An 11,934-nucleotide genomic window follows, 5' to 3' on the forward strand; every position below is an offset into this window, starting at 1 on the left:
TCTTCACGCCTCCACCGGCGCGAAGTCGCTCTTCGTCGCGCCGCATTCCGGGCAGCACCAGTCCTCCGGCACATCGGCCCAGGCGGTGCCGGGCGCGATGCCGTGCTCCGGGTCGCCCAGAGCCTCGTCGTAGAAGTGCGCGCAGAAGAAGCACTGCCATATTTTCGTGTTCACTGCGCGCGCACCTCCCACACCAGCGGCAGCTCGAACAGCGTGGCGTTGACGCCGGCACGCACGCCGCATTCCTTGCCGGGCTCGATCTGGAAGTCGGGAATGCGCTTGAGCCATTCCTCCAGGAAGATCTTGATCTCGGTGCGCGCCAGCAGCGAGCCCGGGCAACGGTGCGCGCCGTTGCCGAAGGTCGAATGGATCGGCGTGCGGCGCTGGAAGTTCACCGCCATCGGATCGTCGAACTGGCGATCGTCCACGCCGTGCAGCGTCGTCGGCATGACGATCATCTCGCCGGCCTTCATCTCGACGCCCTTGTAGTTCATGTCCTCGCGCACCATGCGGCCCTGGTTGACAACCGGGAAGCGGCGCAGCAATTCCTCCACCGCCGCCGGGATGCGATCCGGATGCTCGATCAGCTCATGGCGGTGCGCCGGGCTGGTGGCCAGGAAGCGCGCCGCGAACCCCATCGCCGAGGCGACGGTGTCCAGGCCGCCGATCAGCACCAGCGCCACCATCGGGATCACCTCCTCGTCGGTGATCGGCCGTCCGTCCACCTGCGCCTGGGTCAGCTGGCTGATCGCGTCCGGCCCGGGGTTCGCGCGCCGCTCCTTCACCTTCTGCGCGGCGTAGCCGAAGATGTTCATGTAGCTCTGCTCGCGCTCGGCTTCGCTGCTGGGGCGCACCTGCTGGTCGGCCCAGGCCAGCAGCTTCTCGCGGTCTTCGACCGGCAGGTCGACCATGCGCATGAAGATGCCGATCGGCAGGTGCTGCGCGAACTCGGTGACGAACTCGCAGCGGCCGCGCGGCCGGAAGCCCTCGATCAGCTCGATCGCCTGCTCGCGCGCCCGCCCCGCGAGGGCCGACACCGCCTTGGGCGACAGCAGCGGCGACAGCAGCGACCGGTACTTCGTGTGCTCCGGCGGATCGAGAAAGATCGGCGGCATCCGGTGCGTGTTGCGTTCGGCGGGCACCACCAGCTTCTGCGAGGTGAAGCGCTCCGCGTCCTTGAAGATCTCGTAGATGTCCTCCCCGCGCGTCGCCACCCAGTGCCCGCCGTTCTTCGGTGTCCAGAAGATGTCGGGGATGCCCGGATCGTGAAGGCGCTTCAGAGCGGCGTGATAGTCGCCGCCCGTGACCTCGACGTTGTAGAGGTCGAAGGTGTGAACCCGTTCGGTGGGCACGTGCGGCGGAATGCGGTCGGCAACGGAATGACTCATTTCGGGGACCTCTTGAGCGAAGTTTTTTGGGCCGTGCGGGCCGGTGGGCGGGCTGCGCGCGCGGGGCCGGCGACCGCCAGCAGCCCGCGCAGGTAGAGCAGGAACATGTCACCGGCGTAGGCGGGATTGCCGCGCTGCGCGCCGTGGCCGCTCTGCAGCGCCAGTGATGTGCCAAAGGACAGGGCGGCCGCGGCGAGCGCCTCGGGCGCGGCCGGCGGCTCCTTGCCCGCCTTCTCGAACAGGGCCGCGAAGACGCGCGCGACGTGTCGGTGATGGGCGGTGATGAAGGCCTGGTAGTGGGCTGCGAATTTCGGATTGCGCTCGGCATGCAGCGTGAGCTCGACCCAGAGCAGGCCGCCGCTGCCGTCGCGGCGGGAGCGCTGGAAGCGCGCCAGGAACCCCTGCAGCACGGCCTCCGCATCCGCTGCCTCGGCGACCACCCTGCTCCACTCGCTCGCCTGGCGTTCGAGCCACTCGCCCATCAGCTCGAGCAGCATGTCTTCCTTGGTGCTGTAGTTCGCATAGAAGGCGCCGCGGCTCAGGCCCGCGGCCTGGCTGATGCCGTCCACCGAGGCCGCCCGGACGCCCTGCCCGGCGAACGCCTGGGTGGCGGAACTGCGCAGGCGGGTCTTGGTGATCTCGCGCTTTTCTTCTCGGGTCATCGCTTCCATGACTGTCTCCTTCACATACAGTTGTGTATTCTAATTATTGATCAATGTTCTGATATTGGTACACACCCTAGCGCCGACTGTTTCACTCGAAACGCTTCTTGACGAGCCTCTGGGGTTTGTTCAGAATTGCGCACTGTGTTCATATATTAGACCAAAACGTGTCCTCCACGAGCTACGAACTGAGCGATGAGCAGAAGGCCATCCAGGACCTGATCCGGCGCGTCGCGCGCGACAAGGTGGCGCCGCGCGCCGACGAGATCGACCGCACGGCCGAGTACCCGCACGACATGTTCGAGTTGCTCAAGGGGCTGGGCCTGTTCGCGCTGCCCTTCCCCGCCGAATACGGCGGCACCGGCAGCACGCTGTCGGCCTGCGTGGCGGTCGAGGAGTTCGGGCGCGTCTGCTACAACACCGGCTACCTGCTGGTCGTGCAGTGGACGCCGTTCGGCGCCATCCTGGCCGGCGGCACCGAGGCGCAGAAGCAGCGCCTGCTGCCCGGCCTGGCGAGCGGCGAGCTGCGCGGCGCGCTGTCGCTGACCGAGCCGCAGAGCGGTTCCGACGTCTCCGGCATCAAGACCACCGCGCGCCGCACGGCCGGCGGCTACGTGCTCAACGGCGCGAAGATCTGGTGCACCAACGCCGACATCGCCGACTTCATCCTTGTCGCCGCGAAGACGCAGGACGAAGCCGGCCAGCCGCTCGGCATCAACCTGTTCGTCGTCGATCGCGGCACGCCCGGCCTGACAGTCGGCCGCAAGGAAGACAAGATGGGTGCTCGCGGCGTGCCCTCGTGCCCTCTCTTCTTCGACGAGGCGACGCTCACGCTGGAGAGCCGCCTCGGCCCCGAGGGCGGCGAAGGCTTCAAGGTGGCCATGGAGGCGCTCAACACCAGCCGCCCGATCGTCGCGGCGCGTGCGGTCGGCATCGCGCAGGGCGCGATCGACCACGCCGTCGAATACATCCGGGAGCGGCGCGCCTTCGGCCAGGCGATCAGCGACTTCCAGGGCGTGCGCTGGATGCTCGCCGACATGGCGATGCAGACCGAAGCGGCGCGCCAGCTCGTCTATCGCACGGCGGCCATGGTCGACGCCGGCGTCACCGGGCGGGCGCTGGCGCCGATGGCGGCAATGGCCAAGTGCGTCGCCTCCGACGTCGCGATGAAAGTCGCCACCGATGCGGTGCAGCTCTTCGGCGCCGCCGGCGTGTCGGCCGAGTACCCGATCAACCGCTACTTCCGCGATGCGAAGGTGGTGCAGATCATCGAGGGCACGAACCAGATCCAGCGCAACATCATCGCCAACAGCCTGCTCGGGAAGGCCGGCCGATGACGGGACCGCTGGCCGGCCTGAAGGTCGTCGAGCTGGCCGGCATCGGCCCGGGGCCGATGTGCGCGATGCTGCTCGCCGACCTCGGCGCCACCGTGATCCGCGTGGACCGCAAGCAGCCCGTGAAGCTCGGCATCGAGCGGCCGCTGAAGTTCAACACGCTGCTGCGCAACCGCGGCGTGGTCGCGCTCGACCTGAAGCAACCCGCCGCGGTAGAGGCGGTGCTCGGGCTGGTCGAGCAGGCCGATGCGCTGATCGAAGGCTTCCGCCCCGGCGTCACCGAACGCCTCGGCCTGGGGCCCGATGTTTGCCTCGCGCGCAATCCGCGCCTGGTCTACGGGCGCCTCACCGGCTGGGGCCAGAGCGGCCCGCTGGCGCCGGTGGCGGGGCATGACATCAACTACCTCGCCATCACCGGCATCCTGGAGGCGATCGGCCGCGAAGGCCAGCCGCCGTCGATCCCGCTGAACCTGCTCGGCGACTATGCCGGCGGATCGCTGTACATGGCCGTCGGCCTGCTCGCTGCGATCCTGGAGGCGCGCCGCACGGGCCAGGGCCAGGTGGTCGACGCGGCGATCGTCGACGGCGCTGTCCACCTGGCGACGACCTTCCACGGCATGGTCGCCGGCGGCATCTGGCACGAAGGCCGCGGCGGCAACCTGACGGACAGCGGCTCGCATTTCTACGACTGCTACGAGTGCGCCGACGGCCGCTGGATCGCGGTCGGGCCGATCGAGGAGAAATTCTTCGCCGAGCTGCTCGCCCGGCTGGAGATCGACGCCGGGGCGCTCGGCCCGCAGATGTCGCGCGAGCACTGGAAGCCGGCCAAGGCGCTGCTGGCCGCTACGTTCAGGACGCGCACGCGCGACGACTGGGCGGCGCGCCTGGAGCAGACCGACGCCTGCGTGTCGCCGGTGCTGAGCTTCGACGAGGCGACGCGGCACCCGCACCTGAAGGCGCGCGGCAGCCTGGTCGAGATCGACGGCATCGTGCAATCCGCGCCGGCGCCGCGCTTCTCGCGCAGCACGCCCGCCACCCCGACGCCGCCGCAGCCGGTCACGCCGGCGAACACCGACCGGGCCTTGTCGGCCTGGTTGTCCCCGGACCAGATCGCCGCACTGCGGCGCGACGGCGTCATCGACTAGACACACCATGGACCTGCGCTACACCGACGAAGAACTCGCCTTCCGCGACGAGGTGCGCGCCTTCTTCGCAACCGCGCTGCCGCCCGAGCTGCGCCGCAAGTGCGAGCTCGGCCAGCGCATCGGCAAGGACGAGATGAAGCATTGGGTGCGCATCCTGCACGAGCGCGGCTGGGCGACGCCCTCGTGGGCGCCCGAATGGGGCGGCACCGGCTGGGACCCGGTCAGGCAGTACATCTTCAAGGAAGAGCTCGCCATGGCCCCGGCGCCGGAGCCGATCTCGTTCAACATGAACATGATCGGCCCGACGCTGATCGCCTTCGGCAGCGAGGCGCAGAAGCGCCACTTCCTGCCCCGCATCGCGCGCATGGAGGATTGGTTCTGCCAGGGCTTCTCGGAGCCGGGTGCCGGTTCGGACCTGGCGGCGCTGCGCACCAGCGCCGTCCTCGACGGGGACCACTACGTCGTCAACGGCCAGAAGCTGTGGACCTCGACCGCGCACCATGCCGACTGGTGCTTCCTGCTGGTGCGCACCGATCCGGCAGCGAAGAAGCAGCAGGGCATCAGCTACCTGCTGATGGACATGCGCTCGCCTGGCGTCTCGGTGCGGCCGATCGTGACCATCGACGGACACCACGAGACCAACGAGATGTTCCTCGACAACGTGCGCATCCCCGTGGCGAACCGCGTGGGCGACGAGAACAAGGGCTGGGACTATGCGAAGTACCTGCTCGGCCACGAGCGCAGCGGCATCGCGCGCGTGGGCGTCTCCAAGTTCCGCGTGCGCCGCGCCAGACAGCTCGCCGCGAAGGTGATGCAAGGCGGCCGGCCGCTGATCGAGGACGCGCGCTTCCAGGAGCGCGTCGCCGAGATCGAGGTCGAGCTGAAGGCGCTCGAGATCACGCAGATGCGGCTGATCTCCGAAACCGCCAGGCGCCCCAGCGACAAGCCCGACCCCAAGTCCTCGATCCTGAAGATGAAGGGCTCGCAGCTGCAGCAGGCGGCGGCCGAGCTGCTGCTGGAGGTCGCCGGGCTGCACGCACTGGAGTTCGACCCCGGCTTCGTCGGCGGGCGGCCCGACGCCGACGACGATGCCGACGACTGGGCGCTGACGATCGCCCCCAACCACTACTGGGCGCGGCACGTGTCGATCGTCGGTGGCTCGAACGAGATCCAGCGCAACATCCTCGCCAAGACCGTGCTCGGACTCTGACCCACCCACCATGGACTTCGACCTGACCGACGAGCAGCGCATGCTGCAGGACAGCCTGCAGCGGCTACTGGCCGAACGCTGCGGCTTCGAACAACGGCTGGCCAGCCGCGACGAGCCCGGCGGCTACAGCCGGGCGCTGTGGTTGCGCCATGCCGAGATGGGACTGCTCGGCCTGCCTTTCGCCGAGGGCGACGGCGGCCTCGGCGGTGGCCCCGTCGAGACCCTGATCGTGATGCAGGCCCTCGGCCGTGCGCTCGCGCTCGAACCCTACCTGCCGACGGTGGTGCTGTGCGGCGCTCTGCTGCGCGAGGCCGGCTCGCCGGCGCAGCGCGATGCGCAGGTGGGCGCGATCGTCGCGGGCGAGCGCACGCTGGCCTTTGCCTATGCCGAATCGCAATCGCGCGACGACCTGGCCGACGTGACGACGCGTGCCGAGCGCGACGGCGAGGGCTGGCGGCTCTCCGGCACCAAGCGCTTCGTGCTGGCCGGCGACAGCGCCGACCTGCTGATCGTCTCGGCCCGCACGCACTTTGATGCGCGCGACCGCGATGGCGTGTCGCTGTTTCTCGTCGACCCGGGCGCGGCCGGCGTCACGCGCCGCGGCTATCGCACGCAGGACCACCAGCGCGCCGCCGACATCCGCTTCGATGCGGCGCATCTGGATGCCGACGCCTTGCTCGGCCCGGAAGGCGCCGCGCTGCCGCTGATCGAACGCGCCGTCGACATCGCCACGGCGGCGCTGTGCGCCGAAGCGGTCGGCGCGATGGAACGGTTGCACGAGATCACCGTCGAGTACCTGACGATGCGCAAGCAGTTCGGCGTCGCGATCGGCAGCTTCCAGGCACTGCAGCATCGTGCGGTGGACATGCTGGTCGCCGTCGAGCAGGCCCGCAGCATGGCCTTCTACGCCGCGATGATGTGCAGCGAACCCGACGCCGCCGTGCGCGGCCGCGCGATCTCCGCCGCCAAGGTGCAGATCAACAAGAGCGCGCGCTTCGTCGGCCAGGAGGCGATCCAGCTGCACGGCGGCATCGGCATGACCGAGGAATGCCAGGCCGGGCACTACTTCCGGCGGCTGTCGGTGATCGAGATGCTGTTCGGCGACACCGGGCACCACCTGCGGCGGGTGGCGGCGGGGGGCGCATTGATCTAGGCCGCCCGCGCCTCGATGCCCGCCACCACGCCCGAGGCCTTTGCCGCGACTTCCTTGACCACGGTCTTCAGCTGATCGAGCTCGTTGCGGAAGCGATCCGACGGCCCCGCGATGTTCAGGGACGCGACGCAGTTGCCGTCGCCGTCGAACACCGGCGCCGCCACGGCCGCCAGGCCGACCATGTAGTTGTCCACCGAGGTCGACACGCCCTCGGCCCGGATCCTGTCGAGCTCGCGCGAGAGCGACGCACGGGTCACCGGGATCGCCGTCCTGACCTTGAACTGCACCGACGACAGGTAGGCATCGCGCCAGCGCTTCTCGGTGTAGGCGAGCAGCAGCCGCCCGGCGGAGCTGGCATAGAGCGGCCGCGTGGTGCCCACCGGGATCTGGTAGCGCACCGGGTGCGGGCTGTCGATGATCTCGACGTAGGTCAGCACCTCGGCGTCGCGGTTGAGCACCCCCAGCAGCACGGTTTCGCCGGTGCGCTGGCAGAGCTCCTCCATGAAGGGCCGGATCATCCTGGGGAAGTTCCAGGCCGACATCACGCTCGCGGCGAGCCGGAAGATCGAAGGCCCGAGCCGGTACTGGCCGGCGCTGTGGATCAGGTAGCCCTCCGCGACCAGCGGGCGCAGCAGGTTCAACAGGCTGCTTTTCGGGGACTCGAGCGTGACGTTGAGCTCGGCCAGCGACATGCCGTCCGGCGCCATCGACAGCACGTCGAACAGGCCGAGCAGGCGCGTGAGCGAGCGTGGCCCGGTGACGTCGCGCTCTGCGGGCAGGCCGTTGTTGTTGTCTTCGACGATTTTCTTGGTGACCATTGCATCCCCATGCGGGCCGGAAGGGCCGCTCAGTTCGGTCGGGCCCGTCAGGCTCACAATGCTAACCGAGCCCGGCAGCATTGCATGCTCCCGGGCTTCCCTCACACCGGATCCCAGGGCGTCAGCTTCATCGAGGGCACGTTGTCGAAGAAGCTGGCCTCGAAGGCAGGCATCGCCTCGTCCGCGATCCTCTCGGGCGTCCAGCCATCGCCGCGGTGCATCGAGCGCATCATGCGGATCTGGCTGAAGAAATAGATCTCGTTGGCGCGCACGCCGAAGATCTGCCCCGACACTTTGTCGGCGCGGTCGCTGGCGAGGTACACCGCCAGCGGCGCGATCTTGGCGCTTTCCATCTTCTTCAGCTTCTCGACGCGCGCCTTCTCCTCCGGCGTGTCGGCCGGGATGCCGGCCGTCATCGCCGTCCACGCCCACGGTGCGATGCAGTTGGAGCGGACCTTGAAGCGCGCCATGTCGAGCGCGATCGACTTCGACAGCCCCACGATGCCCATCTTCGCGGCCGAGTAGTTGCCCTGGCCCAGGTTGCCGATGAGTCCCGAGGTCGAGGTCATGTGTACGTAGCTGCCGCTCTCCTGGCTCTTGAAATGCGGCGCCGCGGCGCGCGTCATGTAGAAGGAGCCGTTCAGGTGCACGTCGACGACGGCCTGCCACTCCTCCTTGCTCATGTTGAAGATGAAGCGGTCGCGCACGATGCCGGCGTTGTTGACGATGCAGTCGATGCGCCCGAAGCTGTCGAGCGCGGCCTGCACGATCTTGTGGGCCGAATCCCATTCGGCCACGCTCTCCACCGCGGCCACCGCCTGCCCGCCCGCTTCCCTGATCTCGGCGACCACCGATTCGGCCAGCGCCCGGCCGCTTTCCTTGTCGCGCGCGAGATCGTTGACCACCACCTTCGCGCCATTCGCGGCGAACGCCTTTGCGAAGTCGCGCCCGATGCCGGCACCGGCGCCGGTCACGACCACGACCTTGTCTTGAACCATCCCCATCCGTTTGCTCCTTGAGTTTTGGTGTTCAGTCACCGCTGAAATCGGGCGCGCGCTTGCCGCGGAACGCCGCGACGGCCTCGGCATGGTCGCGCGTCTGGTTCGACAGCAGCTCGTAGGCCATGCCGGCGTCCATCACCGAGGCGGCGATCTGCTTGAGCCCGACGTTGATCGTGGCCTTGGTCCACTGGATCGCGCGGCGCGCGCCGCCGGCCATGCGCTGGGCCCAGGCGTCGACGGCGGCATCCAGCTCCTCGGCCGGCAAGGCGAAGTTGACCAGCCCGATCGCGGCCGCCTCCTCGCCGGTGATCGCGTCGCCGGTCAACAGGTACTGCTTGGCCCGCGCATAGCCGATGAGCTGCGGCCAGATGACCGCGCCGCCGTCGCCGGCGACGAAGCCGACCTTCACATGCGGATCGGCGATCTTCGCGTGGTTCGCGGCGAAGATGACGTCGCAGAACAGGGCCAGCGTCGCGCCCAGGCCCATCGCGGCGCCGTTCACCTTGGCAATCACCGGCTGCGGCACATCGAGCAGGCCCATCACCAGGCGCTTGGCCATCGTCGCATCCGGCACCATCAGCGACGGGCGATCGACCAGGCGCTGCATCTGCTCGACGTCGCCGCCGGCGCTGAAGGCCTTGCCGGCGCCGGTCAGCACGACGACATGCGTCGCGTCGTCGCGCGGCAGTTCGCCGAGCAGGCGCTCCAGCTCGTCATGCATCGCCGTGTCGAAGGCGTTGAGCGCCTCCGGGCGGTTGAAGCTCACGTGAAGCACGCGCCCGTCGCGGCGCAGTGCCAGGCTGCGGTAGTGGTCGAGGTTCATGCTGCCGTCTCCCGTTGCGCCTCGACGAAGCGGCCGAGGTGCCATTCCCCGTCGCCGTACAGCGTCGCGAGCGCCAACAGCCGCTTGTAGTAGTGGCCGATCGGGTACTCGTCGGTGAGCCCGATCCCGCCGTGCAGCTGGATGCCCTGCCCGCCGACAAAGCGGGCCGACGATGCCAGCAGCACCTTCGCGGCCGAGACCGCCTGCCGGCGCAGCGCCGGCGCGCCGCCCAGGCTGGCGATGCCGCGGTACAGGATCGATCGCGTCTCCTGCACCTCCACGAACATCTCCGAGATGCGGTGCTGCAGCGCCTGGAAGCGGCCGATCGGCTGGCCGAACTGCTGGCGCGTCTTCAGGTACTCGCTGCTCGTCTCCAGCACCGCTTCCATGCAGCCCAGCGCCTCGGCCACCTGCGCGAGCGCGGCACGGTCGAGCGCCTCCTCGAGCTTCGCGAGGCCGCTGCCGGGCGCCGTGAGCCGCGCGCCGGCGGCAACGTACACCGAGCGCAGCTCGAGATCGGCAGCCAGCGTGCCGTCGATCAGCGGATAGCCGTGCAGCGTGGCCGTGCCCTTGTCGACCAGGAACAGCGCGAGCCCCTCGCCGGCGACCTGCGCCGACACGATGAATAGATCCGCTCCCTGCGCGCCGGGAATCATCAGCTTGGTCCCCTCGACCACGAAGCCGTCGCCCTCGGCGCGCGCGATGGTCGACGCCGCGTCCAGCTCGTAGCGGCCGGCCGGCTCGCTGTGCGCGAGCGCGATCTGCAATGCACCGCCAGCCAGGGCTTCGAGCAGCTCGCCGCGCCGTTGCGACGCGAACACCGGTGCGTCGGCGGTCTCGACCAGCCGGGCCGCGAGCACCGCGCAGCCGATGTAGGGCTCGAGCGCCAGCGCACGGCCCAGTTCTTCGGCCACCAGCGCCGTCTCGACGAAACTGCAGCCCAGGCCGCCGAAGTCCTCCGGGATGCCGAGGCCGAGCCAGCCCATCTCGGCGTACTGCGCCCAGTGCGGCGTCGATGCGCTGCCGGCCGCCTGCAGGCGGCGCCGCGCCTCGAAACCGTACTGCTCGCGCACGTAGCGGTTCGCGGCATCGCGCAGCATCTGCTGCTCTTCGCTCAGGTTGAAGTCCATGTCTGCGTTCCTGCCTGCTGCCTACAGCCCGAAGGCCAGCTTGGCGATGATGTTCTTCTGGATCTCCTGCGAGCCGCCGTAGATCGTCGACGCGCGCGTGATCAGCGCCTGCGCGGTGCGGCCCGGCACCTGCGGCGGCCAGCGCAGCGCCTCGCCGCCTTCGATCGCCTCGCCCTCGTCATGGCCCCACTGGCGCAGCGCATGCAGGCCCAGCGCTTCCACCTGCAGCTCGGTGACGCGCTGCTGCAGCGCCGAGCCGCGCAGCTTGAGCGCCGACACCACCGCATCGAGGTCGTGGCGGTTCTTCTCCTGCGACAGCACGCGCAGCACCGAGTATTCGAGCGCGAGCAGGTCGACCTCGACGCGCGCGAGCTTGCGGGCGAACTCGGGGCGCTCGATCAGGCGCTGGCCGTGTACGCGCTGCACCGTGGCGATCTCGCGCGCCTTCTCGAGCTCGCGCTTGTTGAAGTAGAGGAAGGCGCTGGCGGTGCGCTCCTTGCCGAGCAGGTACTTGGCATAGGTCCAGCCCATGCCGGGCTCGCCGACGAGGTTCTCGCAGGGCACCCGCACGTTGTCGAGGAACACCTCGTTGAGCCCGAGGCCGCCTTCGATCGACACGATCGGCCGCACCGTCAGGCCCGGCGTGTCCATCCTGATCAGCAGGAAGGAGATGCCGCGCTGCGGCTTCACGTCGGCATCGGTGCGCACCAGGAAGAAGCCCCACTCGGCCATCGAGGCATCGCTGGTCCAGATCTTCTGGCCGTTGACGATGTACTCGTCGCCGATGCGCTCGGCCCGCGTCTTCAGGCTCGCGAGGTCCGAGCCGGCGTTGGGCTCGGAAAAGCCCTGCGTCCAGAACTCGTCGCCGGCCAGCATCGGCGGCAGGAAGCGCCGCTTCTGCGCGTCGGACGCGAAGGCGAGCATCACCGGCGCGACCATGTGCAGCCCCTGCCAGCTGTAGTCCAGCCCGTCGGCGTCGTACAGCTCCTGCATGAACAGGTGCTTGCGCAGCGGGCTCCAGCCGGTGCCGCCCCATTCGAGCGGCCAGTGCGGCGCGCCCCAGCCGCGGCCGTGCATCAGCTTCTGGAACGCCCGCACGTCCTCGCGCGACGGCGGGTGGGCGCCGATGTAGAAACGGCGCGCCATCGGCGGCGGAAGGTGGTCGCGGAAGAAGGCGCGAACCTCCAGCCTGAAGGCCTCGTCCTCGGGGGAAAACTCGAAGCGCATGGACAGTGTGGCTCTCGGTTGATCAATTATATGAACGACGTTC

General features: G+C 69.1%; 12 protein-coding genes. 4 read left to right on the forward strand and 8 right to left on the reverse strand.

The window, feature by feature from the left end:
* Nucleotides 1–3: 3 nt before the first annotated feature.
* The 3 genes from AC3A6X_RS06225 to AC3A6X_RS06235 are packed head-to-tail and all read right to left on the reverse strand — an operon-like array spanning nucleotide 4 to nucleotide 2,059.
* Nucleotides 4–174, reverse strand: coding sequence for a rubredoxin (locus AC3A6X_RS06225; protein ID WP_487841346.1), 171 nt, complete (start codon nucleotides 172–174; stop codon nucleotides 4–6).
* Nucleotides 171–1,388 (reverse strand): cytochrome P450, encoded by a 1,218-nt coding sequence (locus tag AC3A6X_RS06230; RefSeq protein ID WP_487841347.1) that lies wholly within the window; start codon nucleotides 1,386–1,388, stop codon nucleotides 171–173. The genes AC3A6X_RS06225 and AC3A6X_RS06230 overlap by 4 nt, the downstream gene beginning before the upstream one ends.
* Nucleotides 1,385–2,059 (reverse strand): TetR/AcrR family transcriptional regulator, encoded by a 675-nt coding sequence (locus AC3A6X_RS06235; RefSeq protein WP_487841348.1) that lies wholly within the window; start codon nucleotides 2,057–2,059, stop codon nucleotides 1,385–1,387. Before AC3A6X_RS06235 ends, AC3A6X_RS06230 begins: the two co-directional genes overlap by 4 nt.
* Nucleotides 2,060–2,217: 158 nt before the next feature.
* Here AC3A6X_RS06235 and AC3A6X_RS06240 point away from each other — a divergent pair, with 158 nt between their 5' ends.
* The 4 genes from AC3A6X_RS06240 to AC3A6X_RS06255 are packed head-to-tail and all read left to right on the forward strand — an operon-like array spanning nucleotide 2,218 to nucleotide 6,892.
* Nucleotides 2,218–3,387, forward strand: a complete 1,170-nt coding sequence (locus AC3A6X_RS06240) for an acyl-CoA dehydrogenase family protein (RefSeq protein WP_487841349.1) — start codon at nucleotides 2,218–2,220, stop codon at nucleotides 3,385–3,387.
* Nucleotides 3,384–4,529, forward strand: coding sequence for a CaiB/BaiF CoA transferase family protein (locus AC3A6X_RS06245; RefSeq protein WP_487841350.1), 1,146 nt, complete (start codon nucleotides 3,384–3,386; stop codon nucleotides 4,527–4,529). The genes AC3A6X_RS06240 and AC3A6X_RS06245 overlap by 4 nt, the downstream gene beginning before the upstream one ends.
* A 7-nt stretch (nucleotides 4,530–4,536) precedes the next feature.
* Nucleotides 4,537–5,739, forward strand: a complete 1,203-nt coding sequence (locus tag AC3A6X_RS06250) for an acyl-CoA dehydrogenase family protein (RefSeq protein ID WP_487841351.1) — start codon at nucleotides 4,537–4,539, stop codon at nucleotides 5,737–5,739.
* A 10-nt stretch (nucleotides 5,740–5,749) separates the two neighbouring features.
* The gene (locus AC3A6X_RS06255) at nucleotides 5,750–6,892 is read left to right on the forward strand and encodes an acyl-CoA dehydrogenase family protein (RefSeq protein WP_487841352.1); all 1,143 of its coding nucleotides are present in this window, start codon (nucleotides 5,750–5,752) and stop codon (nucleotides 6,890–6,892) included.
* Here the strand turns inward: AC3A6X_RS06255 and AC3A6X_RS06260 are convergent.
* The 5 genes from AC3A6X_RS06260 to AC3A6X_RS06280 all read right to left on the reverse strand — a co-directional run bounded on the left by AC3A6X_RS06260 (nucleotide 6,889) and on the right by AC3A6X_RS06280 (nucleotide 11,891).
* Nucleotides 6,889–7,710, reverse strand: a complete 822-nt coding sequence (locus AC3A6X_RS06260) for an IclR family transcriptional regulator (protein ID WP_487841353.1) — start codon at nucleotides 7,708–7,710, stop codon at nucleotides 6,889–6,891. The genes AC3A6X_RS06255 and AC3A6X_RS06260 overlap by 4 nt on opposite strands.
* Nucleotides 7,711–7,811: 101 nt before the next feature.
* Entirely contained in the window at nucleotides 7,812–8,714 is a 903-nt protein-coding gene (locus AC3A6X_RS06265) for an SDR family NAD(P)-dependent oxidoreductase (RefSeq protein WP_487841354.1), read from the reverse strand.
* A 25-nt stretch (nucleotides 8,715–8,739) separates the two neighbouring features.
* Nucleotides 8,740–9,534 (reverse strand): enoyl-CoA hydratase/isomerase family protein, encoded by a 795-nt coding sequence (locus tag AC3A6X_RS06270; protein WP_487841355.1) that lies wholly within the window; start codon nucleotides 9,532–9,534, stop codon nucleotides 8,740–8,742.
* On the reverse strand, nucleotides 9,531–10,664 hold the full coding sequence (locus tag AC3A6X_RS06275) for an acyl-CoA dehydrogenase family protein (protein ID WP_487841356.1): 1,134 nt from the start codon (nucleotides 10,662–10,664) through the stop codon (nucleotides 9,531–9,533). The genes AC3A6X_RS06270 and AC3A6X_RS06275 overlap by 4 nt, the downstream gene beginning before the upstream one ends.
* 21 nt (nucleotides 10,665–10,685) lie before the next feature.
* Entirely contained in the window at nucleotides 10,686–11,891 is a 1,206-nt protein-coding gene (locus AC3A6X_RS06280) for an acyl-CoA dehydrogenase family protein (RefSeq protein WP_487841357.1), read from the reverse strand.
* Between the last annotated feature and the right edge of the window lie 43 nt (nucleotides 11,892–11,934).

It is taken from the genome of Variovorax sp. Soil_C_12 (genome assembly GCF_057657375.1).